21 protein-coding genes and 1 pseudogene are annotated in these 26,291 nt (G+C 41.7%); 11 read left to right on the forward strand and 11 right to left on the reverse strand.

What is annotated here, in order from left to right; genetic code table 11:
* Nucleotides 1-16 precede the first annotated feature (16 nt).
* From J7649_RS02995 to J7649_RS03020, 6 genes are all read left to right on the forward strand, one after another.
* The gene (locus J7649_RS02995) at nt 17-1,138 is read left to right on the forward strand and encodes a phosphotransferase family protein (RefSeq protein ID WP_219309289.1); all 1,122 of its coding nucleotides are present in this window, start codon (nt 17-19) and stop codon (nt 1,136-1,138) included.
* The gene (locus tag J7649_RS03000) at nt 1,135-1,833 is read left to right on the forward strand and encodes a histidine phosphatase family protein (RefSeq protein WP_071850090.1); all 699 of its coding nucleotides are present in this window, start codon (nt 1,135-1,137) and stop codon (nt 1,831-1,833) included. The genes J7649_RS02995 and J7649_RS03000 overlap by 4 nt, the downstream gene beginning before the upstream one ends.
* Before the next feature lie 52 nt (nt 1,834-1,885).
* A complete protein-coding gene (locus J7649_RS03005; RefSeq protein WP_004280440.1) occupies nt 1,886-2,629 on the forward strand; it encodes an SDR family oxidoreductase in 744 nt (247 codons plus the stop codon).
* A gap of 409 nt (nt 2,630-3,038) precedes the next feature.
* Nucleotides 3,039-4,097, forward strand: a complete 1,059-nt coding sequence (locus J7649_RS03010) for a fatty acid desaturase (protein ID WP_219309291.1) — start codon at nt 3,039-3,041, stop codon at nt 4,095-4,097.
* Nucleotides 4,098-4,314: 217 nt separating this feature from the next.
* The gene (locus J7649_RS03015) at nt 4,315-5,025 is read left to right on the forward strand and encodes an SGNH/GDSL hydrolase family protein (protein WP_219309293.1); all 711 of its coding nucleotides are present in this window, start codon (nt 4,315-4,317) and stop codon (nt 5,023-5,025) included.
* A 32-nt stretch (nt 5,026-5,057) separates the two neighbouring features.
* Nucleotides 5,058-5,642 (forward strand): uracil-DNA glycosylase family protein, encoded by a 585-nt coding sequence (locus J7649_RS03020; protein ID WP_219309295.1) that lies wholly within the window; start codon nt 5,058-5,060, stop codon nt 5,640-5,642.
* A gap of 98 nt (nt 5,643-5,740) precedes the next feature.
* Here the strand turns inward: J7649_RS03020 and J7649_RS03025 are convergent, their stop codons facing one another.
* From J7649_RS03025 to J7649_RS03035, 3 genes are all read right to left on the reverse strand, one after another.
* Nucleotides 5,741-6,217: a pyridoxamine 5'-phosphate oxidase family protein gene (locus J7649_RS03025; protein WP_219309297.1), complete on the reverse strand. Its 477-nt coding sequence runs from the start codon at nt 6,215-6,217 to the stop codon at nt 5,741-5,743.
* A gap of 159 nt (nt 6,218-6,376) precedes the next feature.
* The gene (locus J7649_RS03030; protein WP_004647076.1) at nt 6,377-6,814 is read right to left on the reverse strand and encodes a hypothetical protein; all 438 of its coding nucleotides are present in this window, start codon (nt 6,812-6,814) and stop codon (nt 6,377-6,379) included.
* 167 nt (nt 6,815-6,981) lie between these two features.
* On the reverse strand, nt 6,982-8,538 hold the full coding sequence (locus J7649_RS03035; protein ID WP_219309299.1) for a phospholipase D family protein: 1,557 nt from the start codon (nt 8,536-8,538) through the stop codon (nt 6,982-6,984).
* A gap of 121 nt (nt 8,539-8,659) precedes the next feature.
* Between J7649_RS03035 and J7649_RS03040 the strand changes: the two genes are divergently transcribed.
* The 3 genes from J7649_RS03040 (at nt 8,660) to J7649_RS03050 (ending at nt 12,083) form a co-directional block, all read left to right on the forward strand.
* Nucleotides 8,660-9,772, forward strand: a complete 1,113-nt coding sequence (locus J7649_RS03040) for an S-(hydroxymethyl)glutathione dehydrogenase/class III alcohol dehydrogenase (protein ID WP_219309301.1) — start codon at nt 8,660-8,662, stop codon at nt 9,770-9,772.
* A 208-nt stretch (nt 9,773-9,980) separates the two neighbouring features.
* Entirely contained in the window at nt 9,981-10,511 is a 531-nt protein-coding gene (locus J7649_RS03045) for a hypothetical protein (RefSeq protein ID WP_219309303.1), read from the forward strand.
* Between the two features lie 522 nt (nt 10,512-11,033).
* Entirely contained in the window at nt 11,034-12,083 is a 1,050-nt protein-coding gene (locus J7649_RS03050; protein WP_219309305.1) for a 3-deoxy-7-phosphoheptulonate synthase, read from the forward strand.
* A 618-nt stretch (nt 12,084-12,701) separates the two neighbouring features.
* Here J7649_RS03050 and J7649_RS03055 read toward each other — a convergent pair.
* The 3 genes and pseudogenes from J7649_RS03055 to J7649_RS03065 all read right to left on the reverse strand — a co-directional run bounded on the left by J7649_RS03055 (nt 12,702) and on the right by J7649_RS03065 (nt 16,221).
* A pseudogene (locus J7649_RS03055) lies at nt 12,702-14,036 on the reverse strand (ISNCY-like element ISAba32 family transposase).
* A 147-nt stretch (nt 14,037-14,183) separates the two neighbouring features.
* On the reverse strand, nt 14,184-15,509 hold the full coding sequence (locus tag J7649_RS03060; RefSeq protein ID WP_081400761.1) for an ISNCY family transposase: 1,326 nt from the start codon (nt 15,507-15,509) through the stop codon (nt 14,184-14,186).
* Nucleotides 15,510-15,663: 154 nt separating this feature from the next.
* Nucleotides 15,664-16,221 carry a hypothetical protein gene (locus J7649_RS03065; protein ID WP_219309307.1) on the reverse strand — a complete coding sequence of 186 codons (558 nt, stop codon included), beginning with the start codon at nt 16,219-16,221 and terminating at the stop codon, nt 15,664-15,666.
* Between the two features lie 158 nt (nt 16,222-16,379).
* Here J7649_RS03065 and J7649_RS03070 point away from each other — a divergent pair, with 158 nt between their 5' ends.
* Nucleotides 16,380-17,717 carry an ISNCY family transposase gene (locus J7649_RS03070; RefSeq protein ID WP_219309309.1) on the forward strand — a complete coding sequence of 446 codons (1,338 nt, stop codon included), beginning with the start codon at nt 16,380-16,382 and terminating at the stop codon, nt 17,715-17,717.
* 565 nt (nt 17,718-18,282) lie between these two features.
* The gene (locus tag J7649_RS03075; protein WP_219309311.1) at nt 18,283-19,479 is read left to right on the forward strand and encodes a PilT/PilU family type 4a pilus ATPase; all 1,197 of its coding nucleotides are present in this window, start codon (nt 18,283-18,285) and stop codon (nt 19,477-19,479) included.
* 82 nt (nt 19,480-19,561) lie between these two features.
* Here J7649_RS03075 and J7649_RS03080 read toward each other — a convergent pair whose 3' ends face one another.
* From J7649_RS03080 to J7649_RS03100, 5 genes are all read right to left on the reverse strand, one after another.
* Nucleotides 19,562-20,737, reverse strand: a complete 1,176-nt coding sequence (locus J7649_RS03080; RefSeq protein WP_213687327.1) for an MFS transporter — start codon at nt 20,735-20,737, stop codon at nt 19,562-19,564.
* Nucleotides 20,738-20,976: 239 nt separating this feature from the next.
* The gene (gene gcvH, locus J7649_RS03085) at nt 20,977-21,351 is read right to left on the reverse strand and encodes a glycine cleavage system protein GcvH (RefSeq protein WP_004280423.1); all 375 of its coding nucleotides are present in this window, start codon (nt 21,349-21,351) and stop codon (nt 20,977-20,979) included.
* Nucleotides 21,352-21,433: 82 nt separating this feature from the next.
* Nucleotides 21,434-22,462 carry an AraC family transcriptional regulator gene (locus tag J7649_RS03090; protein ID WP_005246182.1) on the reverse strand — a complete coding sequence of 343 codons (1,029 nt, stop codon included), beginning with the start codon at nt 22,460-22,462 and terminating at the stop codon, nt 21,434-21,436.
* Nucleotides 22,463-22,924: 462 nt separating this feature from the next.
* Nucleotides 22,925-24,775: an ABC transporter ATP-binding protein gene (locus tag J7649_RS03095; protein WP_219309313.1), complete on the reverse strand. Its 1,851-nt coding sequence runs from the start codon at nt 24,773-24,775 to the stop codon at nt 22,925-22,927.
* A 226-nt stretch (nt 24,776-25,001) separates the two neighbouring features.
* Nucleotides 25,002-26,276, reverse strand: coding sequence for a mechanosensitive ion channel family protein (locus tag J7649_RS03100; protein ID WP_005266301.1), 1,275 nt, complete (start codon nt 26,274-26,276; stop codon nt 25,002-25,004).
* Nucleotides 26,277-26,291 lie beyond the last annotated feature (15 nt).

Below are 26,291 nucleotides of genomic sequence, written 5' to 3' on the forward strand. Positions count from 1 at the left end.
ATTTTAAGGAAAAATTATGGCGGTTATTGATGTAGGTGGAGCAGTTCGTCAAGGTGAAGAACTGGATGTACAAGCCATCACCAATTGGTTAATTCAGCAAAATGTGAATGTTGAAGGCCCTGTGCAGGTGACCCAATATTCAGGCGGAGCTTCAAACTGGACCTACCGTTTACAGTATGCCAATGCCGATTTAATTTTACGTCGTCCGCCACAAGGTACCAAAGCCAAATCAGCCCATGATATGGCACGTGAATATCATGTGCAGAAAGCCTTGGCTGAACATTATCCCGTCGTGCCTGAAATGGTCGCGCTTTGTCAGGATGAATCAGTGATTGGTTGTGATTTCTATGTGATGAAACGGCTTGAAGGAATTATTCCTCGCGCCAAAATGCCAGCTGAGCTGCAGCTTACTGAATCCGATATCCGGACTTTATGTATCAATGTGATTGATAAACTGATCGAATTGCATCAGGTGCCTTATCAAGGAACTGAACTTGAAAATCTCGGTAAGGGTGAAGGCTATTGTCGCCGTCAGGTCGAAGGCTGGGATGTACGTTATGAAAAGGCTAAAACTTTAAATGTTCCATCATTTAAATATGTGCGCAACTGGCTTAAAGATAATATTCCTTCAGATTCTAAAACCTGTGTGATTCATAATGACTGGCGTTTTGATAATGTCATCTTAAATCCGGAAAATCCGACTGAAGTGATTGGCGTACTGGACTGGGAAATGGCGACACTCGGCGATCCGCTCATGGACCTAGGTTCTGCTTTAGCCTATTGGGTGGAAGATACTGACAATGCCATCTTTAAGGCAACACGCCGCCAGCCGACCAATCTAAAAGGTATGTTTACCCGTAAAGAAGTGGTGGATTACTACTTGGGAAAAACCGGCCTGCAACCGGAAAACTGGGCGTTTTATGAGGTGTTCGGAATTTTCCGTCTCGCGGTGATTGCCCAGCAGATCTATTATCGTTATTACCATAAACAGACTAATAATCCAGCGTTCAAGGATTTTTGGGTGGTGATTCATGCCTTGCATATTCGTGCCTTAAAACTGATTGGCAAGCAAAAACTGGAAGCCAATGAGATTGCACAAAAGTATGTGCTTAAATTTAAAGAGATAATGCCAAAATGACAACCATTTACTTGATCCGGCATGGCCAGGCCTCTTTTGGCGCAGAAAGTTACGATCAACTTTCGCCCAACGGCGAGTTACAGGCAAAGCTTTTGGGTCGCTATTTTGACGAAATCCTGAAAGAAGCGCCTTATGTGGTGGCTGGTTCCATGCAACGCCATCAACAGACAGCGCAATTATCACTGGACAAATGTTTTCCGGAAAGTGAGATTCTGACCGATAGTGCCTGGAATGAATTTAATCATCAGCAGGTATTCGCCCGTTATGAGCCGCGCTTTAATCAGCCTGAATTGCTGAAACAGGATGTATCAGAACATGAAAATCCACGGGATTATCTGAGCAAGATTTTTAGCGGTGCAATTGCACGCTGGACTGGCGATGATTATCACCATGAATATGATGAATCTTGGCCAAGTTTCAAAGCACGCGTGGAAAGCGGCTTAGAAAATCTGTGTGACCAGTTGTCCAAAAGCCGACCACGCTATGCAGTAGTTTATACCTCAGGTGGGGTGATTTCTGTGGCTGTAGGCAAAATTTTGGGCCTTAGTCCGGAGAAAACCTTTGCTCTGAACTGGGCGATTACCAATACCAGTATCACGACACTACGTCTGGTGGGTAATGAACCGCAACTACTCAGTTTAAATGAACATCATTTTATTAAAGCACAGCGTCCAGACTTATTGACCTGGATTTAAAATGAGATTGAAAACCTAATACGCTAGAAAAATAAAGGAATAGGGTAAATACATGGCTAAAACAATTTTAATTACCGGTGCAAGTTCAGGGATCGGCGCCGGTATGGCACGTGAATTTGCGAAAAAAGGCTATAACCTGGCGATTTGTGCACGTCGTTTGGAGCGTCTGGAAATCTTAAAGCAGGAACTGGAAAGCCAATATGGCATCAAAGTCATTGCCAAAACACTAGATGTCACCGATTACGATCAAGTGTTTGAAGTGTTTCGTGCTTTTAAAGAAGACTTTGGCACCATTGACCGAGTTATTGTGAATGCTGGTGTCGGTGAGGGCCGCCGGATTGGTAAAGGTAATTTTGCTATCAATAAAGCCACGGTTGAAACCAACTTTATTTCGGCATTAGCACAATGTGAAGCTGCAGTTGAAATCTTCCGTGCACAAAACTCTGGCCATCTGGTGATGATTTCATCTATGAGTGCAATGCGCGGTATGCCAAAACATTTAACGGCTTATGGTGCAAGTAAGGCCGGCGTGGCTCATTTAGCGGAAGGCATTCGAGCTGAATTGATCGATACGCCAATAAAAGTGACCACCATTTTCCCAGGATATATTCGTACTGAAATTAATGAAGGGGCAAAAAAGCTACCTTTTGAAGTAGATGAAAAAACTGGTTCGCGTTTATTGGCAGCAGAAATTGAAAAAGCACCAGTTAAGGCTTATGTGCCGAAATGGCCTTGGTTGCCACTCGGTCTAGCCATGAAAGTATTACCACTTAAACTGGTGAACAAGTTAGGTTAAAAGCGCTCTTAGATCTATAAAAAGAGAAGCTAGAGCGCTTCTCTTTTTATTTTTTATGACAAACTGAGAAAAATTTCTGAATCAGTATTTTTTTCTAAAAAATGTATAGCTTGAATTTACAAAAAAGCGAAATTTTATAAATCCTAATATATTGATTATTAAAATAAAGTTTTAAATTATCAAAAATTATATTTTTATTTTATTGGTGAATTTGCAATTAAATCAATTACTTTTAAATTTTCGTTTCATGAGAAAGACCATCTTTTACTTTTCCTAATTTTCGCCAATTTTAAGAACTTTTCCAAACTGTCCAAAACTTAGACATACTCACTCTAAAAGTGGAATGATAACTTCTCTTTTTTAGAATTTCCTTTAATGTACAACCGTTCAGAAATTAAAGGTTGTCCATATGTCTACATCTGCGGATATGACTGACCAGCAGCGAATCTCCAAGGTCAGAAGTATCGTTACCCAGGCCGGGGAAGAGGTGCGTGCTCGTTATCCCATACTCAAACATCAGAACTTTATAGGTGCGAGTATTTTAGGCTTTGCCTGGGCAGGCATGATTGCATGCGCGGTAGCATATGGAACAGGTTATCTCTCAGCATGGTTTACCATTCCCTTGATTGCGATTTTTGTATCATTGACCCATGAATTGGAACATGACCTGATTCATTATATGTATTTCAAAAAAACACCTTGGGCACATCATCTGATGCTGGCACTGGTCTGGTTGGCACGTCCAAACACCATCAGTCCGTGGGCACGTCGTCGTTTACATTTGCATCATCATAAATATTCAGGCACTGAACATGACCTGGAAGAACGTGGCATCAGTAATGGTATGCCTTGGGGCATTCGCCGAATTCTGGTGATTAGTGACCAGTTGATGTCAGTGTATCTGCGTCCATTTCAGATGATTAAAATGATTCATCTTTTTCTGGAAAAACAGCCTGAAAAAGAACGTAAAATTGCCATGATTTCTCAGCTATTTGGCTTTTTACCTCTCAGCATTATTTACTATGGATTGTGCTACCTGTTTGTGGTCTTTCATGGTTTAAATGCAGTTTCACCGCTATTCGGTTATGAGATGGTCTGGTCGCAAGGCATTGTCGACGCGATGCCGATTGTAAATCTGCTGGCAGTCATCTGGGTGATTCCGAACTTTATCCGTTCTTTTAGCTTGCAGTTTGTCAGCTCAAATATGCATTACTATGGCGATATTGATCCACGTGATGTGATCAAACAAACCCAAGTGCTCAATCCATGGTGGATGGTTCCGTTCCAGTTATTCTGCTGTAATTTTGGTTCGACCCATGCGATTCATCATTTTGTGGTCAAAGAGCCATTTTATATCCGTCAACTGACGTCCAAAACGGCGCATAAAGTAATGAAAGAAGTGGGCGTGCGTTTTAATGATGTGGGAACTTTTAAGCGTATGAATCGCTGGAATGACTATAAAATCTAAGCTTTAATTTCCATAAGAAATCCCGTTTTTAAGCGGGATTTTTTTATATTTATCCTTGATGTTTTACCCAATGGCAAGATGTATAAGCCTGTATTTTGCAAGAATCCTATCTTAGTTAAATTTAGGTGAACATTCATTTAAAATGACTGTTGAGGAAATAGTTCAAAAGAATAAACTCAGGTAAAATTAAGTATATCCCTATATAAATTAGCCCGCTATGTTGCTGAAAGCCGCCACCATTGCCTTGATTCCTGCACTTGTCATTCAGGGTAATCGTGTCAAGAAAAATACCCTAAGACTGCCGGAACCTGAAGGTGCACGTGAAGGTCAAACCGGAACCGGCAACAAACTGTCTCTGCTGATTTTAGGGGATTCGGCAGCAGCAGGTGTAGGAGTAGAACATCAGGATGATGCATTACTGGGTGCAATTCTACATGAACTGAAAAATGACTTTGAAATTGACTGGAAATTACAGGCCAAAACCGGTGATACCAGCTCAAAAGTAATTCATGCTTTGGACCAAATAGAAGTCCAGCACTATGATGTAATCGTCACGTCGGTTGGCGTCAATGATGTGACCAAACTGATGCCTGCTGATATTTGGATTCAGAAACAGGAACAGCTTTATAGTAAAATTCAGCAAAAATTTAGACCGAAACTGATCATTGCTGCCGGTGTTCCGCCAATGAATATGTTTCCGGCGCTACCGAATCCTTTAGCCTGGCTATTTGGCCAGTATGCTAAACAGATGAACCAGCAACTGGAAAAATTTGTGAATCAGCAAGTGAATATGCAATGGATTGAATACGATATTGAGAAGTATCGTGCCATGAATTTACAAATGGCTGCAGATGGTTTTCATCCGAGTAAGGAAGTTTATACACTTTGGGGACAAGAAGTGGCTGGCAAGATTCGGAAGACCTTCTAAAATAGTTGAAATCTCTCAATTTAGTTAATTCTATGTCTGATATTGAAACGCATCCGCTACCGCCATTTTTACCGTCCAATGCCAAATTATTGATGTTGGGCAGCTTCCCGCCACCTGCCACACGCTGGAAAATGAACTTTTATTATCCAAACTATCAAAATGATATGTGGCGGATTTTTGGACTGATTTTTTTTGAAAATAAAGATTACTTTTTGGACTTACCTAATAAAAAATTTCAGGAACAATTAATCCGGGATTTTTTAACTGAAACGGGGATTGCGATTTTTGATAGTGGCTATCAGATCCGGCGTTTAAAGGGCAATGCTTCAGATAAATTTTTGGAAATTGTAGTACCCACCAATATTGAGCAACTGCTCAGCCAAATGCCGCAGTGTAATCATATTATGACCACAGGCGACAAGGCCACAGACACCATGATGCTGTCCATGCCTGAAGGGACTTTCAAGCCGAGTATTGGCCAGCCAAGTCAGGCTCATTTTGTCGGACGTGATCTGTATTTATATCGCATGCCTTCATCTTCTCGAGCATATCCGGTTTCTCTGGAGAAAAAAGCCGAAAGTTACCGGACAATGTTTGAGCATGTGGGTCTGGTTTAATATTTAATCCAATAATCAGATGAAAAAATAGTTAAAGAAGTTTCTGGGCTGCAGATAAGAAATGAACTTACTATTTGTAAGTTTTTGGTTGTATTTATTCACATATTTGGATATTCGACCCAGCGATAGCTATTGATCTTAATCTCCCGGACATGATGAAAGCTTGACCAGATTAACTGGCTACCTTTGGTCCATTTTAAAGCTCGAATACGCGAATCCACCTGCTGTATTTCCTCAGGTGAGGCCGGACGTAAAGGCTCAATTTCTGCATATAAGCGTACTCCTGGATAACGCTTAAATTTACCTTTAAGCAACGCATGAAACCAAAACATTTTGCTACTGTTCACAGCCTGTATACAGGCCATCGGCTGATGCTGCAAATTCTCAGAAAAAGTAGTGGAATAAGTATCAAAAAAGAAACCCGTACTGGTCTTTTTGTTGAGGAATACGGTTCCGATCGGAGTAATACTAGGAAAGCCTTTGGAGTTGACTGTTGCAATAGAGCAATGCATGGCGGCCCGTTGTGCATCAGCGACCACCCGGCGAATCTGTTGCCATTCATTATCAGAAATCATGCCTTGATTCTCTTATTATTTTTATAAATTTTATAACAAGTTACCCAGCTCGGCATTGCCTGAAAAAACTGAAGCTACGGCAGTTTGATCAATCTAAATCGTTATTCAGATTATAAAAAAGAGCCCCATAGGCTCTTTAAAAAATGCAAAACTCGGCGATTAGCCATCGTATTCGACATAATCCCATAAGTTTAAACGTGCTTTAATTTCCTGACGGATCTCGGGCAACATCGGCAAAAGAGTGCCATCAATCCATAAGCTCAATGCTTGGGCAGAGAGTACTTGCTGCAGTTCATCGACCAGTTGTGCACCTTTCAACATAATACCGGTCTCATCAGTGGCTTCGGTTTCTACACCTTTAAATAAAACCTGTAATTCATAACCGCTATCCTGAATCAGCCATTCCAGTTCAAGTTGAATATTTTCACTGGATTTCAAAACTACCTGTCCCTCGACCGTATCGGAGTCGGACAGACAGTCATGTTCCACACGAATTTTGGCCAAATACCATTCTTGCTGGGATAAATCATGGAGAGTTTTTACAGGCGTCAGAATATCACTGAACTTAAACTGACGGCTTAAATCAAAAAATTGCATGGGAGTGGAGGGCGAACAATCGCAAAATACGAGAAAAGTGTAATTCTAAAGTAAGCGCAATCGACTGTAAAACCTTTTAAAAGATGATCGGACTAAGTTAGGTTAATCGGCTATTCTCGAAATACGGGCTTTTCATAGCATGTAATTTTAAGGTCACTCCAATGTCATTACATTAACCATTCACCGGGAAATTTCGTCACCAGATTCATCATAAAACGCTGGAATTTTGTAGTTTCCGGATCATGTAAATGTTGAATACTACGGCCATCTTTTTGATGTTCTAGCCAAATCATTTCATTTTTTTCATTCAGCTTAAGCTGATAAGCCACGCGTGGTAAGTACTGATCCATCGCACTGGTAATTTCCTTCTGAAAATCTTCCGACTCAATGACCAGCCCGACTTCGGTATTCAAATAGGCTGAACGCGGATCAAAATTAAATGAACCGATAAAAACCATGCCATCCAGATCAAAAAACTTGGCATGCAAACTGGAGCTATTTTTGTTTTTAGCCGGAATGATATCTCCGGTCATAATTTCATACCAGGTCCGTTCCGGACGGACAATGTAGGGTTTAAATTCCCAGAGTTCGATGCCACTTTTCAATAATTGCTGACGATATTGCTGGTAATAGGCATGCACCGCAGCCACATCATTGGCCTGAAAAGAATTGGTCAGGATTCTGATTTTCACGCCTTGTTGCGCACGACGAGTTAAATAGTCAGCGCCTTTTTGCGTGGGAATAAAATACGAGGACACCAGTTCCAGATGTTTTTTTGGCTCACCCATCAGTTCGAGCATATGGGTATAAATATAATCGCCATTTTTGGCATGGGGGCGTGCTTTTGCGGGACTATCCGCAACAAAATAAGCCGGCGCCCAGTGAATGGGTTGTTTTTTTAAGTGTTGTTCGACTTGCTTCTGGGCAATGCCCACCCGGCGTTTGAGTGCAGTTTCGTCAACATCTTCTCGTTCAAATTCAGTTCTGAGCCTTTTGAGCATTTCAGGATGGCCGGTATCATTGAGTACCTGTCGTACATCATAACTCAGATCATCATTCCAGAAGTTAATAAAGGTCTGATTGGCATCTGTTACGCTTTGCCCCGCGAAGAATATATCAACATCGGTGAATTGAAAATCTTCACTGGCATCAAAATATTCACTGCTGATATTCCGGCCACCAGTCACGGCTGCAGTTCCGTCCGCAATGATTAATTTATTGTGCATGCGATGATTGACCTTTTTCATCCGGAAACCATAATCCAGCGCACGTAAATGACGAAATTTATAGGGATTAAAAATCCGGACTTCAAAATTTGGATGTTGGCTTAGAGCAAGAAGCTTGTCATCAAGCTGGGTGCCATTTTGATCATCAATCTGAACCCGCACTTTGACACCGCGATCGGCAGCTTTGAGTAATTGAGACAAGATCATATTGCCAATATAATCATCCTTCCAGATGTAATATTGCAGATCCAGATGATATTTGGCCTTGTTAATCAGGTGCAGACGTGCTGCCATACTCATAAAACCATCATAGAGCGGCAAGAAAGCCGTTTTACCACTATTGATCTGCTGTTTTGAAAGTTGATTGTCGATCCAGTGCGCCGGTCGAACCGGCGTGATTTTCGCTTCTTCAGCAGTATTGGGAGCCAGTTCACAGCCAGAAAGCATGATGCTAAAAGTAAAAATGCTCAAACATACAAAGGGCGAAGGTTTAGTCATTGATGTTCCATTAATTATAGGATCTTTTATTCCTTATCTGGTGATGTTAATAGTTGAATCTCCGAATAGAAAGAGGTTACTGTTAGTCATCTGTAAATCAGCAAAAAAAGGACAGTTTTACATGAAATCACGTGCAGCAGTTGCGTTTGGTCCAGGCCAGCCATTAGAAATTGTAGAAGTGGATGTTGCTCCACCAAAAGCAGGTGAAGTATTAGTAAAAATTAGCCATACAGGTGTGTGTCATACAGATGCATTTACCTTGTCTGGTGAAGATCCTGAAGGTGTATTCCCTGCAATTTTGGGTCATGAAGGTGCGGGTGTGGTCGTTGAAGTAGGTGAAGGAGTCACTAGCCTGAAACCGGGCGATCACGTGATTCCGCTTTATACTGCTGAGTGCGGCGAATGCTTGTTCTGTAAATCAGGTAAGACCAATCTGTGTGTTGCTGTGCGTGCGACCCAAGGTAAAGGCGTCATGCCAGATGGTACGACCCGTTTCTCTTATAATGGCGAGCCGATCTATCATTATATGGGTTGTTCGACTTTTTCTGAATATACCGTGGTTGCTGAAGTTTCTCTGGCAAAAATTAATCCTGAAGCCAATCATGAGCATGTTTGCCTGCTGGGCTGTGGTGTGACTACTGGTATTGGTGCGGTGCATAACACGGCGAAAGTTCAGAAAGGTGACAGTGTTGCAGTATTTGGTTTAGGGGGTATTGGTCTTGCTGTAGTACAAGGCGCACGTCAGGCCAAAGCCGGCCGTATCATTGTGATTGATACCAATCCGGATAAGTTTGAACTGGCGAAACAGTTTGGTGCGACAGATTTCCTAAATCCAAAAGACTATGATCAGCCGATCCAGCAAGTGATCGTTGAAATGACCGGTTGGGGTGTAGACCATTCATTCGAATGTATCGGCAATGTAGATGTGATGCGTTCAGCACTAGAATGTGCGCACCGTGGCTGGGGCCAGTCAGTGATTATTGGTGTAGCCGGTGCAGGTAAAGAAATTTCAACCCGTCCATTCCAGTTAGTCACAGGTCGTAAATGGATGGGTACAGCTTTTGGTGGAGTCAAAGGTCGTTCACAATTACCGGGAATGGTAGAGCAGTCAATGAAAGGGGAAATTCAGCTTGAACCTTTTGTGACTCATACCATGCCATTAGATCAGATCAATGAAGCTTTTGACCTGATGCATGAAGGCAAGTCGATCCGTACGGTCATTCATTTTGACTAAGCTGTTTTAATCTAAAAAAGACCGGTATTAAACCGGTCTTTTTTATGCGGCTTTCACCTGATTCAGGATACATTAGTGCATGAAAGCCTCACAGAGAGTCACTGAAACAACACACGCCTGCTAATGTCATTACATGCCAGATGCTTATATTAAATAGGACGTATGAAAATACGTGCTAAAACCATTTTAAAGAATAAGGATAAGCTCTATGTCGAATGATAATTTTGATCGTGATTTAATTAAGAATGCGCCTAAAGATGTCCGCGATGATTTGAATGCCGATCCAATTACTGGTGAACCTGGCGCGCATCCTGTGGGTACAGGTGTCGGTGCCGCAGGTGGTGCAGCGGCAGGTGCAGCCATTGGTGCTGCAGGCGGTCCAGTGGGTGTCGCTGTCGGTGGTGTAGTTGGTGCGGTTGTTGGCGGTCTGGCAGGTAAAGGTGTAGGCGAAGCTATAAATCCAACAGAAGAACAGGCTTACTGGCGTGATAATTCGATCAATACGCCATATTATTCAGATGCCCGTACTACTTATAGCGATCTGGATTATGACCGTGATTATGATACGGCCTATCGAGTTGGTTATGAAAACCGTGGCAGCTATGATGCCCATACCCGTTTTGAAGACGTAGAACCTGATTTGAGACTGAAATGGGAACAAATGAAAGGCGAATCACGTTTAAACTGGGAACAGGCTAAATTTGCAGTGCGTGATGCCTGGAATCGTGTTTCACGTTAATTTTTAATCTTCGGATTAAAGAGAAGTTTCTATGGTAAAACCCGCGATAAGTTTGTGGGTTTTTACCACTTTTAGTGATACATCTCTCGGTTTGATGAATCGATAAATAAAAGTAGAAAAGTTAATAAATATTTTTTTATATTTAATGCTTGTCAAATGATCACAGAGCGCGTATTTTAATTTCAGAATCACATTTTATGAAAGACATAACATGTTAAAGCAACCTATCATTTCAAACGCATATTTTTATTTCTGGCAGTTTAGCTAATTGCCTGAACGCGTTTGGGCAATGAAAAGGTTGCCCACCAGTTTATACCTGATCGGCAACCCTGATCAGGTTTTTTTATGCCTTTCATTTTTTTACAATATTTGGAGACAGCCATGACAAACTTTAACTATTCATACTTTAACAACTTTTATTGGTCTTATTTTAGTCAGCTAATGACACTCACAACACCTTCGATTAGACCCATAACGCTCAAATAAAAGTTTGGACTGATTGTCAGTCCCAGGATTAAAGTCATGAATACCTCAAATACATCACAACAACATCATGCTGAAAGCATTTTAACTTTACCCCAGCAGCTTAAGCAACAATTGCCACTGTCTCCGCAATTGGCCAGCCAAGTCGCTGAACATCGTCAAACCATTCAAAATATATTAGAAGACAAGGATCATCGTTTAATGGTGGTCACCGGCCCATGTTCCATTCATGATGAAGCTTCCGCGCTAGACTATGCAGAAAAATTAAAACAGCTTCAGTCACAGCTATCTGATCAGATTTTCCTGGTGATGCGTGCTTATATCGAAAAACCACGGACTACCGTAGGCTGGAAAGGTTTCCTTTACGATCCAAATCTGGATGGTTCATCCAATATGCAATTGGGCTTGGAAAAATCCCGTGACTTATACCTCAAAATCATTGCAATGGGTCTGCCGATTGCCTCTGAAATCCTCAGTCCGATGGCAACCGCATATTTCGATGACTTACTAGGTTGGGGGGCGATTGGCGCACGTACTAGCGAATCGCAAATTCATCGCGAAATTTCCAGCCATATGCCATATAGCATTGGTTTCAAAAATGGTACTGACGGTTCGATTCAAATTGCTCTGGATGCCATTCAGTCTGCCTCTCATCCGCATCAATTCCTGGGGATGAGCCAGTCTGGTTTACCATGCATTTTACACTCGCAAGGTAATCCTAAAGCACATTTGATTTTACGTGGCTCGAATAGCGGACCAAATTATCAATTGTCAGAAATTGAGAAAATCCGCGCCAAACATCAGATCGACTTACCCGCATTGGTGATTGACTGTAGTCATGGCAATAGCTCAAAAAATCCGATGCTGCAGCCTGAAGTACTGGAGCAGATCGTGGCAGAACGCTTACAGACCAATGTTCGTGGTGTAATGCTAGAAAGTCATCTTGTTGACGGGAATCAAAAAATTTCTGAGCAAATGACTTATGGTCAGTCAGTCACTGATGGATGTCTGGGCTGGAAAAAAACCGAACAACTATTGTTAAATATGACTGACTCACTACGAATTGAAGGTTTGAAGCGTAGTGCTTAAAACTGAATGATGTCTTTCCTCAATTGATTGGGGAAAGACAGAATCGGATGAAGCTGATCAGTGCATCTCCCAGATGCTTAAATCAGCTCATCAGAGCGTTTGAAAATAAAAATAATGATTAGAACGATTTTATAAATTGAATAAAAATAATTAAATTAAAAAATAAACAATAACAATAATTTATTAGAGATTTTGCTCCAGCTCATTCTATACGGCTGACCAGTCATGATCTCAGGAATCTCGATATGTATACAACCGAATTGCTCGATGAAGCACGTAAATTTATGCACCATATGCTAAGCGTAATACGGACTCCAATAATGAACTGCGCTTGCAAATCAAATTGAAAAGTAATCGTCTTAACCCAGTTTTGCAGGCGGAAAGTACTCAAATATCTATGCTTGAGCAGTCTAGATCACGCACACTTTCTACCGATTAATACTGAGGATCTGGGCAACGCATAATTTGGCTAAAAACGTATGGCCAATGTCACTTTTAATGTTAGGTGGCATAATCAATGCCAGAGTCTGAAAGCGGATATTTCTATTTTGGACTTACAAGGGCTGTTATTCACCAATTAAAATGTTTATGCGATAAACCATTTAAAATGTCCTGTTTTTAACCACAAGAGTCAAGCACAGGATTTAACTTTCTTTGTTCAATAACAGCTTTCTGAGCTTTACGACTCGGCATACTTTTCTTGAGACGGGAACGTTTATTCTGTTTTTCCAACTCTTCATGCTGTTGCTGAATATGTGCCAGAACTGTACCTAACCGTTTATTCTCAACGATCTCATTCTGCTGTAGCCCAGCTAATTTATTGAAAATGCTGTAGTTGAGCTTTCGTCCCTCGTGCATGAGGGCCACAGTCCCATCCGGGTACTCCAGAAATGAAATATATTGCCCAACAAGCTTATGATTCAGCTCTGTCGGTTCAAGCAGATAAATACATTTGTCATAGGTCAGGGTCAGATTCTTGGTGACCTTACGCGGTTCCTGCCAGGTAAAAATATCATCCAGTTCAAGATGAGATTCGGTTAATGGCCGATGTAAATTCTTTGAGTTTCGCGCACACTTGGCAAACTTCTGATTGAAATGCTCAATAAAGCAGGGCAGCCAGGCATTTGCCTCGGCAATTGAACAGATACCTTCTAGGCGCATTTCCTTGATCAGGCGATCCTGGAGTGTTCTATTGGCACGTTCCACACGGCCTTTGGCCTGGGGTGAGTTGGCGAAGATAATATCAATATTTAACTCATTCAGAATCCGCCCAAATTACGTGATCTGGCTATCTTGGCTCGATTTCTGATTCACTCGGAATACCGAGTGTTTATCGCTATAAAACGCTAAAGGCTTGCCGTATTGCTCAATGTAGGCTCGGGTTGAAAGCATATAATCAAAGGTCGTTTCAGCCTCACAAAAGCGCAGATGCAACAGCTTTCCAGTGGCGTCATCGATATAAACCAGCAAGCAGCATTTGGAAGCTCGACCTTCAAACCAGTCATGATATGAGCCATCGATCTGGATCAGCTCACCGAAGCAATCACGGTTGTATCGAGGCTGATATGGACGTTTCAGGCGCTTGGATCGAGGAATCCAGAGGTCATTTGCAGTCATCCAGCGACGAACCGTTTCTACCGGGATATGCAGGCCAAACATGCTGCTGAGCTTCTCATGAGCCAATGTAGGACCAAAGCCAAGTAAATGTTCAGAAATAATGGAAAGACATTCTGATTTTAACAGGACGTCATGGCGACGATGACCCAGTTGACCACGACTGGCATGTGCCATACCTGAGACACCATCTTGATTGAGCTTCTGCAATAACCGGGTAATTTGACGGGTGGAAAGATTCAGGATTTCAGCAGCACGGACCTGGGTAATACGATGATCTCTAACGTCTTGCAGAACTGCAAGACGTTGAATTTCTTTATCAGACATAGTGATCAGCATCTATATTTTATATCCAGTCCATGGTGATAAAAACCATCATAAACCAGACATTTTTATTGGTGAGAATATAGACACTTTAAATGGGTTCTAACAAACACTGTTATTCCCAAGTAGAAATGTCCTACCTAATAACCAAATAGAAATGTCCTATATGGACATTTCCAAGTCAAGCACAGGATTCAGATTTCGTTGTTGAATTGCTGTTTTCTGTGCACGTCTGCTTGGCATCTTTTGAGAACGATTACGTTTGTTTTGCTGTTCCAGTTCTTCATGCTGTTGTTGAATATGCAGCAATACAGAACTTAAACGTTTATTCTCAACAATCTCTCGCTGGTTAAGCTGACTTAATTTATCGAAGATGCTGTAATTGATCTTCCGTCCTTCATGCATGATCGCTACAGTACCATCCGGATATTCTAGAAACTCAAGATATTTACCGATCAGCTTCTGATTTTCTTGGATATTATCCAGAATATATACACATTTATCATAAGTAATGGTCAGGCTATTGGTGACTCTGCGGGGTTCACGCCAAGTAAAAATATCATCTAATTCTTCAGCTGTTTCAGTGACAGTCCGGTGGAGATCCTTAGGATTAAAGGCCATCTTGGCAAATTTACGATTAAATTGCTCAATAAAGCAGGGCAGCCAGGCATTGGCATCTGCAATCGAACTGATAGCTTCTAAGCGCATCTCCTTAATCAGACGATCCTGAAGCGTTCTATTGGCTCGTTCTACACGTCCTTTGGCCTGTGGTGAATTGGCGAAGATGATATCGATATTGAGCGTACTGAGTACTCGCCCAAATTGGGTAATCTTGGTGTCTTTCTTGCTGCTTTGATTTACCCTAAAGACTGAATGTTTGTCGCTGTAAAACGCTAAGGGCTTACCGTGCTGTTCAACATACAAACGTGTCGAAATCATATAGTCAAAGGTTGATTCTGACTCACAGAAGCGTAAATGCTGTAATTTGCCTGTGGCATCATCAATAAACACCAGCAGACAGCATTTAGCAGCACGCCCTTCGAACCAGTCATGGTGAGAGCCATCAATCTGGATCAGTTCACCATAGCAATCCCGGTTATATCGAGGCTGATATGGGCGTTTCAGGCGCTTGGCGCGAGGAATCCACAAGTCGGCTGCAATCATCCAAGAACGCAGGGTTTCTACTGAAAGATCGAATCCATGTACGGTGGTGAGCTTTTCATGCGCTAAAGTGGGTCCGAAACCATGGAGTTGGTCAGAAACAATATTGAGGCACTTGAGTCTGAGTTCTTCAGGAAGTTTGGAATTGCTGGTTTGGCCACGACCGGCATGGGCTAATGCAGCTGGACCTTGAGCTTTGTATTTCTGCAGTAAGCGTCTGATCTGACGTTCTGAGATATGAAGTAGCTGAGCAGCCTGGGATTGAGTTATGCGTTGATCGCAGATTTCCTGCAAGACCGACAATCGTTTAAGTTCTTTATCCGACATAGACACCAACATATCAAACCGTCCGCTTCGATAATCGCAAAAGCGCATATTCTAAAAGCGGACATTTTTACTTTGGAGAAACCGGACATTTCTATTTTGGAGTTACAAAGGGCCTTTCGTATAATCGCCATTATGTTAAATGGCACTAAGCATATTAATTTTGTCTATATTTACGATTATCAAATATGTTCATAAATATTAATGTAAAGAATACCATGAGGGCATATTGCAAACTAAAAGCAATAGCAGAAATATAAGGATGTGCGAAACTGTTTAAGTAGGTAAGAGTATCGCCTTTGCGCCATTCTTTATATGGTGGGAGAGGCTCATCATTAATAATAAACCAAGTCAGGTTCATTAGGCCTAAAGTAAAAAAGAAAAATACAATGCCAAGCCAGCCATTGATAGACTGCTGGTTCTTATTTAATGTTGCATAATGCTGACGTATTTGTCTTACATATTTGGCTGGTAGTGGGTGTCTTAAATAATTAATAACAATAAGCCCAATCACGAAAAAATTACATATTGCAAAATAGTCATTTAGAAACTTATGTTGGCTTGAAATCGAAGAGTCAATTGTGGTCGGAAATAAGCCCTGAAATGAGAAATCAAAACTGACTATGACTAATGCGATTACAGTGGGTACAAGATAAAAATAATAAAATGGTGCTGTAACATCTAAATAATATAAAAAAGCTGATTTTTTTTTCATAGTTTTTGGTGATTTCGTTTAAGTTTTCCTAAAATTAACATAATACACGTTATACGAAATTATCTTGTTAGAACCCATTTAAAGTGTCTATATTCTCACCAATAAAAATGTCTGGTTTATGATGGTTTTTATCACCATGGACTGGATATAAAATATAGATGCTGATCACTATGTCTGATAAAGAAATTCAACGTCTTGCAGTTCTGCAAGACGTTAGAGATCATCGTATTACCCAGGTCCGTGCTGCTGAAATCCTGAATCTTTCCACCCGTCAAATTACCCGGTTATTGCAGAAGCTCAATCAAGATGGTGTCTCAGGTATGGCACATGCCAGTCGTGGTCAACCGGGTCATCGTCGCCATGACGTCCTGTTAAAATCAGAATGTCTTTCCATTATTTCTGAACATTTGCTGGGCTTTGGTCCTACATTGGCTCATGAGAAGCTCAGCAGCATGTTTGGCCTGCATATCCCGGTAGAAACGGTTCGTCGCTGGATGACTGCAAATGACCTCTGGATTCCTCGATCCAAGCGCCTGAAACGTCCATATCAGCCTCGATACAACCGTGATTGCTTCGGTGAGCTGATCCAGATCGATGGCTCATATCACGACTGGTTTGAAGGTCGAGCTTCCAAATGCTGCTTGCTGGTTTATATCGATGACGCCACTGGAAAGCTGTTGCATCTGCGCTTTTGTGAGGCTGAAACGACCTTTGATTATATGCTTTCAACCCGAGCCTACATTGAGCAATACGGCAAGCCTTTAGCGTTTTATAGCGATAAACACTCGGTATTCCGAGTGAATCAGAAATCGAGCCAAGATAGCCAGATCACGCAATTTGGGCGGATCCTGAATGAGTTAAACATTGATATTGTCTTCGCCAACTCCCCACAAGCCAAAGGCCGCGTAGAACGTGCCAATAGAACTCTTCAGGACCGTCTGATCAAGGAGATGCGCCTGGAAGGTATCTGTTCGATTGCTGAGGCCAATGCATGGTTGCCCTGCTTTATCGAGCAGTTCAATCAGAAGTTCGCCAAATATGCGCGAAACTCAAAGAATTTACATCGGCCATTAACCGAATCTGATCTTGAACTGGATGATATTTTTACCTGGCAGGAACCGCGTAAGGTCACCAAGAATCTGACCCTGACCTATGACAAATGTATTTATATGCTTGAGCCAACAGTACTGAATCATAAGCTGATTGGGCAATACATTTCATTTCTAGAGTATCCGGATGGCACTGTGGCCCTCATGCATGAAGGGCGAAAGCTCAACTACAGCATCTTCAATAAATTGGCTGGGCTGCAGCAAAATGAGATTGTTGAGAATAAACGGTTAGGTACAGTTCTGGCACATATTCAGCAACAGCATGAAGAACTGGAACAGCAAAACAAACGTAATCGTTCTCAAAAGATGCCAAGCAGACGTGCACAGAAAACAGCAATTCAACAACGAAATCTGAATCCTGTGCTTGACTTGGAAATGTCCATATAGGACATTTCTATTTGGTTATTAGGTAGGACATTTCTACTTGGGAATAACATATCTATTTTATTTTATATAAATCATATTTTTATAATCGAATAAAAAGCCTAACTTAGCTGAATTAGGCTTTTTTAATAATTTACGAAGTTCCACGCCTATTATTTGAGCAAAGTTCCACGGTTTTGTTCAACTTTTATAAATATTGTCCTATTTTTCATAAGTCATTATTACATGTGGTAGAACCGAAATTGGTACATAAAAAATAGGGAAGTTGGTAATCATAAGGAAAAAAATAACACTCTATATGTCGTAAAAGACAAATTATGAGTCGTCTGATAGAGTTTTACCATTTAAATGACAATCTTCTTTTTGAGCAGAGTTGCTTTAAAAAAGCGTACATATTGCAGGTTAATTTCATTTTTATTGAAGTAAATCACATAAAAAATTTAAAATATTTTCTTTATAAATCAAATATGTTTGAGGCTTTAAAAAAAACGCTGCACAATGAAATCAAAATATTTTGGCATAAATCTAAGATTGAGATTTGTGCCGTTGTGCATTTCCGGGGGAAAAGATGTTCACGGCAGAATTGTTGGACGAAGCAAAAAAATTCATGCATCACATGCTGACTAAGGTGGTGGAATATGGCGGTTCAGATTTATTTATTACGGCTGATTTTCCACCTAGTATTAAACATCAGGGCTTAATGAAACCTTTTGGACAGCAGGAACTCACGGCTGAAAAAACCAAGCTGTTTGCCTACAGCTTGATGAATGATAAACAGCGTAAAGAATTTGAAACTGAACTCGAGTGCAATTTTGCCATCACCGTGCCAGGTGTTTCCCGTTTCCGGGTCAATGTGTTCCAGCAACAACTCAATGTCGGCATGGTAATTCGTACCATTACTGCAGAAATTCCAAACTTCCAGAAACTGAAATTACCGGAATCGCTGAAACATGTGATTATGGAAAAACGCGGACTGGTGCTGGTGGTCGGTGGAACGGGTTCAGGTAAATCAACTTCACTCGCGGCGATGATTGACTACCGTAATGAAAATTCGGCCGGGCATATCATTACCGTAGAAGACCCGGTTGAATATGTGCACAAGCATAAAAAATCCATGATTACTCATCGTGAAGTCGGAGTGGACTGCCATTCCTGGCACAACGCGCTGAAAAATACCTTGCGTCAGGCACCAGATGTGATTCTGATCGGGGAAATTCGCGATACTGAAACTATGGAACATGCGATTGCCTTTGCGGAAACTGGTCATTTGTGTTTGGGAACACTGCACTCCAACAATGCCAATCAGACTTTGGACCGAATTATTAACTTCTTTCCGGAAGAACGCCGGAATCAGTTATTAATGGATTTGTCATCCAATATGAAGGCAATTATTTCACAGCGTCTGATTCGTACTCAAGATGGTAAAGGCCGTCGCGCAGCGATTGAAATCATGTTGAATACACCACTTATTTCAGACTTGATTCTGAAAGGTGAATTCCATGAGCTGAAAGCAATTATGGCGAAATCGCGTGAACTGGGCATGCAGACTTTTGACCAGGCCTTATTTGACCTGTATAACCAAGGCGCCATTTCCTATGAAGAAGCTTTGCGTAATGCTGATTCTACCAATGAATTACGTTTGCAGATCAAGCTGAAAAGTAACCGACAGGACACTACCGTAGCCACAGAGGCAACCCAATTCACCATGATGCAAGAGCCAAAAGCGGAAGAGAAACAAGCAGAGAATACTTCGGTGTCAGAATAAATATTTGCTCAAAAAATCACAGGCAGAATTTTCTGCCTGTTTTTTTATTGATCTTATTTATTATTCGATTCAATCCATAAAACTAGACGGTTTTACGTTGCACCACCAGCTTAAAATAAACAATACTGCTTAAGGTTAAAATACCGCATAGCATAAAAGCAAACTGATAACTGTAAGCTGCAATGATGGCACCAATCAGTAGTGAACCGATGGCAATACCCAGGTCATAAAACGTATAAAAAGTTGAAGTTGCATAGCCAATTCGATGCTTGGGCGCACATTGAATCGCCAAAGTTTGAATACACGGCTGGACACTACCAAAGCCCACACCAACCATGACTGCAGCCAGCATAAATCCCCATAAGCTCTGAATCTGGCTCAGTAAAAATAAACCCGAACTAAAAGCCAGCAATGCCGGATAAATCACATATTGCGGGCCTTTACGATCATAAATCTTTCCGGTGATCGGCCGTAAGCTCATCATGGAAATCGCAAAAACCACAAAGAATAAACCTGCATAGGCCATTAAATCCTTGCTGGCTGCGAAGGGTGCGATAAAAGACATGATGCTCGCATAAGAAAAAGAAATCAGCATGGCCAATACTGCGACAGGCAGCACTTTCTTTTCCACAAAATCTGTCAGCTCAAGCGAGGTTTTCTTATTGGTATTTTTGATGATTTTTTCAGGTTCTTTGACCGGAATCAAAAAACAGAAGGCAAATCCGATAAAAACCAAGACGATCAATAGCATACTGACCTGAAAATAAGACCAGTATTCCATCAGGCTTAGACCTATTAACGGACCTAAGACAATCCCCAGATTAACCGACATGACAAAATAGCCCATGCCTTCACCTTTACGCTGCTCCGGAATAAATTGGTTCACCACAGGCACGCAAACTGTAGTCAATATACTGAACCAGATGCCATGGAAGAAACGGATGATAAACAGAATCGTGAGCTGATCTGCCAGCAGATAAGTAAGTGAAAACAGGCTAAAAAACACTTCTGAAATAATCAGGGTTCTACGTACCCCGAATTTTTCGATAATTAAACCGCTAAAAGGTCGCACTGCAATGGCAGAGACCATAAACAAGGTCATGGCCAGACCTGCCTGAGTCAGGTTGCCGCCTAATTCTTTTAAGATGTATATTGGCAAAATTGTGGTTTGTGCAAAATAGAAAATAAATAAAAATAGGTTGTTGGCCAAACAAAGCACAAATGACTTGGTCCATAGTGGCGCTGCAATGGCGTTCATGATTTTCCTAAAATGATATGCTGTAAGACGCTGGGCTCAGCATGGGAAATTATTGTTATAAATAAGCGCGAGCTATCTAGGAGCGAAGGAGATATGAGCAAGACTTTAAGAAAAATAAGTGAAAAATACAATGATATTTCATGATAAATGCATGAAATTTAATTTGAACTAGGAAATGCAACGCTTGATCTTTAATAAAAAAATCAGCCCGGAGGCTGATTTTTTAAAGTTAAAATGGCTTAGAGGCCAGCTTCATATTCTGTATTGGAAAGCAGCTTTTCGACATCTGCCATATTGTCTGGCTTGATTTTATAGATCCAGCCTTTGCCATATGGGTCATCATTAATGAAATCTGGATCATCTTCAAGATCAGGATTGATTTCAACCACTACACCAGACACTGGTGCATGAATATCGGAAGCTGTTTTTACTGATTCAACCACGCCAGCTTGTTCGCCCGCAGTAATATGTGAATCAAGATCTGGTGCTTCTACATAGACTAAATCGCCTAACGCATCCTGTGCATGGTCGGAAATACCGGTCACAACAAGATCACCCTCAATGCGCACCCATTCATGTGTACTTGCGTACTTTAATTCTGCAGGATGATTCATTGATAACTCCTTAAAAATCTTAAGATCATTTTTGACATGTTTTATACATTCTTTTTAAGCAAAACAAAAGGCTTATACTTCCTTATAAATAAGGATCTTTGCGCCAGTTGCTCGGGCTGCGACCACTCCAGCGTTTAAATGCTCTGCTAAAATTGGCGACATCACTATAACCCAGTTCATCGGCAATCTGTTCCAGAGTGAAATCTGTCCGGGATAATAACGAGGTGGCATGCCGGTAACGCACTTCATCGACCAGGGTAGAAAAGGAGGTGCCTTCGGCGGCGAGTTGACGTTTTAAGGTGCGGTCAGACATGTGCAAGCGATCCGCCACACTTTCAATACTGAGATAGTGTTGCTCAGCATGGGTTAATATATCCCGGACACGCATGGCAATCCGATGCCGTTCACCCAAGGCAGAAAGTTCCGTTTCACACTGGTTAATCGCAATCTGGCTGGCAATCGGATCGGCATGCACCAGCTTGTTCATCAGGTAGCTTTTATCAAAGCTCAGAATTAAATGCGGTTGTTCAAAACGGAACTGATGGGTGGGGAACTTCGCCATAAAGCGTTCAAAATCTTCCGGCTTTTTGAAATCGAAGTCGATTTCTCCTGTCGCATCAGTAACGCCTGTAATCGCTTTGGCCATACTGATCAGACCGATCATCAAGGCAATGGAAATTTCGGTGCGCAGAGGTTCAAGCTGAATATCGGTTTGCAACTGTACCGTGGCTTTGGCACCAAAAGTCGAGAAAAATAGTTGCAGGAAGGGTAAACGGAGTTGAATAAATCGGTTCGCCAGTACCAGCGCATCGGTAATATTATTCGCCGTCATAATGGCATAGCCAATAAAGCCATGAATCGAGATCCGCATCTGTGTGCCGAGATGATAGCCCAAGGTCGGTTCGCCGGTCAGTTTCAGGGCATATTTCACCAGTTCGTTGGCGACAGGGGTTGGAATACGAAAATCAGGATCTGCCAACTGTTCACTGGTCAGGCCAAAAGGTTGGAAAAGCGACTCATTATTATAACCCCAGCGGGAAATGACATCGAGAAGCAGGAGACCGTAAACACCTGGAATTCCTTGGTCTTGGCGTGGAGCAATTGTTTTCATGCGCGATCCGTTGCACTCATTCAAATTTTTTTATTTATAAATAGATATTGGCATGAAGCCGCCAAATTTTTCATTAAAATTGTTGGACAAAATTTTGGCGATTGTGACTCTGCCACTGGCAGATTAGCCTGAATTCAGCATTAAAATCAATTTAAACCGCATAATTTTATTGATGAAATTAAAATTATTTTATTGAACAAGTCACATCCCAGCATCTGTTTGCTCAGGACAGGATGATTGGTCTAGTTTTTATTAAGTATTAAACAGGACTTCATCAGAGAGCTTTCAGCACTAGAGAGTGAGGTCATTTCATTAAAATGCCAGATAGATGGCAACTTAAGGTTCATCTATATAAAAGATTTTAAAAAGAAAGGTCTGGGCAAAGTTTTCTTTTGTCCCAGACCTGTTTAGTATTGAAGATGATCAAATCATCAATAATTTTGAAATCTTCCAGATACTGTATTAATCATCCTTCGGTGCTTTGACCTGCTGTTGAATCAACATACCACCCGTTTGACGTTGCCAAAGTTGGGCATAGATGCCATTCAATGCTACTAGTTCTTCATGACTGCCTTGCTCGGCAATCCGACCTTGATCCAGTACAATCAGCCGATCCATCTGCGCGATGGTTGACAGGCGATGTGCAATGGCAATCACGGTTTTACCTTGCATCAAGTCATCAAGGCTATTCTGAATAGCGGCTTCGACTTCAGAATCCAGTGCACTGGTCGCTTCATCCAGAATCAGAATCGGGGCATCTTTCAGGAACACACGAGCAATCGCAATCCGCTGACGTTGTCCGCCGGAAAGTTTTACGCCACGTTCACCGACATAGGCTTCATAGCCTTTTTTACCGCGTAAATCGGTCAGATTGGGAATAAACTCTTCTGCCTTGGCTTTACGCACGGCTTCAAACATTTCTTCATCGCTTGCATCAGGACGACCATATTTAATATTTTCCGCGACCGTGCGATGTAGCAGTGAAGTATCTTGAGTCACTAATGCAATGTTCTTGCGCAAACTGTCTTGAGTGACTTCATCAATATCCTGACCATCAATCAAGATACGCCCCTGGTTGATATGATAGAAGTGCAGCAACAGTTGAATCAGGGTGGATTTACCGGCACCTGAACGACCGACAATCCCGATTTTTTCACCCGGACGAATGGTCAGATTAAACTGATCAATCACATTTTTATCATTGTAGGCAAAGCTGACATTTTCGAATTTGATCTCACCATGATTGAGCTGTAGCTCTTTGGCATCCGGTTTATCTTCAATGGCAATTTTACGACCCAAAGTTTTCATACCATCCTGAATGGTACCGACATTTTCAAACAGGGCAGAGGTCTGCCACATCATAAATTCGGCAATACTGTTCAGTTTCAGTACCATTGCTGTAGTTGCAGCAATAATGCCCAGCTCGGCCTGACCTTCCATCCACAACCAGATCGCAGTACCCAGTACGCCGCCATATAACACTACACTCAGCAGTAAAATACTGATTTCGTATTGGGCACCCAGACGCATCTGTTTATATACCGTTACCATAAATTCCTGCATAGAGGTCTTGGCATACTGGCTTTCACGACCGGCATGAGCAAACAGCTTGACAGTCTGAATATTGGTATAGGCATCCGTGATACGCCCGGTCATGACGGCACGGGCATCCGCCTGAGCATTGGAAATTTTGCTCAAACGTGGAATGAAATAACACGCTGCACAGATAAACAAGGCTAGCCAGACCATCAATGGAATGATCAGCAAGGGTGAAATTGCACCCAAAACAATATTGATGGTGATGAAATAAATCAGCACATAAGCCAGCATGTCACCCAGAATGACCCAGAATTCGCGTACTGCCAGAGCGGTTTGCATAACTTTGGCCGATAATCGTCCGGCAAAATCGTTGTGGAAAAAATCCAGGCTTTGTTTCATCAGCAGATTATGAAAGCGCCAGCGTAAACGCATCGGGAAGTTGCTATACAGAATTTGATGCTTAATCAGTGATTGTGCGCTGGCGAAGAAAATATTGGCCAGCAGAACAATACTCAGTAAGGTTAAATTACTGGCATGTTGCTCCAGAAAAGTATCGGGCTGGCTTTTACTGAGCCAGTTCACCAGATCACCAATTTTTGAATACAGAAAAGCTTCGAAGCTGGCAGCCCCGGCGGTACACAGCACCAGAATCAGCAAATAACGGCGTACGCCATAGGCCGCCTGCCAGACAAATGGAAAAAACTTGGTCGGTAAAGGTTGATTCAGATTTTTGGTGGGATAGGGGTCAACCAGTCTTTCAAGCCATCGAAACATTATCGTACTCTTATCATGCATTTTGCTTTTCGGGAATTATAAAGGATTCTGTTTTTTTAAGCCCGTAATTGGGTGAAATTGCCACAAAATGATTCACTCAATTAAAACTTGGATTATAAAAATTAAACTAAAGCCAGATTTATGCCAGTCAGAATTTAAACATCTCATGAAATAAAAAAGCCTGAAATGCAGCAGCACCTCAGGCTTGAGATTGGATGACTTGTGTTTAAGTAATAATCGAAGATGGTTGAGTAAATGCTTCCTTTAAATCAAGACCTGAAGGCGCTTGATACACTTTTAAACCAAATTCCGGAATAATCGCCAGCAGATGATCCATGATATCAGACTGGATATTTTCATACTCCACCCAGGCGGTAGTATTGGTAAAAGCATAAATCTCTAACGGTAAACCTTCACTGGTCGGCTGCAATTGGCGCACCATCAGGGAATGATTTTTACTAATGCCCGAATGCTGTTGCAGATAAAATTCTACATAGGCACGGAAAGTTCCCAGATTGGTGAGACGGCGCTGGTTATATTGCGAATGATGGCTCAGTTGCAGATTAAATTGTTCCAGTTCCTCTGACTTGGTATTTAAGTATTGATCCAACAGAATAAAATTTTTCAGCTTGTTCTGTTCTTCAGCCGACATAAAATGCACGCTGCTTTGATCAATATGAATCGAGCGCTTGATCCGGCGTGCACCGGCTTCCTGCATGCCACGCCAGTTTTTAAAGGTGTCCGTCACCAGTTTGTTGGTCGGAATGGTAGTCACTGTTTTATCAAAATTCTGTACCGTAATGGTATGTAATGACATATCAATGACATCGCCGTCCGCATTCAGCGAGGGCATTTCGATCCAGTCGCCAATCCGCACCATGTCATAAGATGAAATCTGCACTGACGCCACCAGTGACAAAATGGTATTTTGAAAGACCAGCATCAACACCGCGGCCATGGCACCGAAGCCAGCCAGCAAGGTAAAGACATCCTTTTTCAGGAAAGTGCCGAGAATCATCAGGCCACAGACAATAAAGATAATCAGTTTGACCAGCTGCAAATAACCTTTAATCGGTTTGTTACGTGACTTGGGATTACGCTGATAGACCAGGTTAAAAATATTCAGTAATTCACCAAGAGCTAAGGCAATCGTCAGGAAGATAAAAGCCTGTGCCCCCATTTGCACAAAGGACTCAACCTTGTCAGATAAATGCGGTACTGTGGTAATCCCGTTCATGATCACTACTGCGGGAACAATATTGGCAATCCGGCGAATCACGCTATGCTCAGCAAAAATCTGATTATTGGCAAAAGGCATTCTGGAAATCAGTTGACGTATTCCGCGTACCACAATCTGTTTAGCAAATAGATTGGCAAGAATCGCCAGTAAAATCACAATACTCAGTGAAGATAGCATTTCCAGCCATGGGTACTGATTTGCCCATTCTTGAATATTCCGAATAAAATTAAACTGTTCCAAACGATCTTTCTCTTCAATCAAAAATTTAGATCAAGT

Origin of the sequence: Acinetobacter lwoffii (assembly GCF_019343495.1) — a bacterium.
GTDB classification, from domain to species: domain Bacteria; phylum Pseudomonadota; class Gammaproteobacteria; order Pseudomonadales; family Moraxellaceae; genus Acinetobacter; species Acinetobacter lwoffii_P.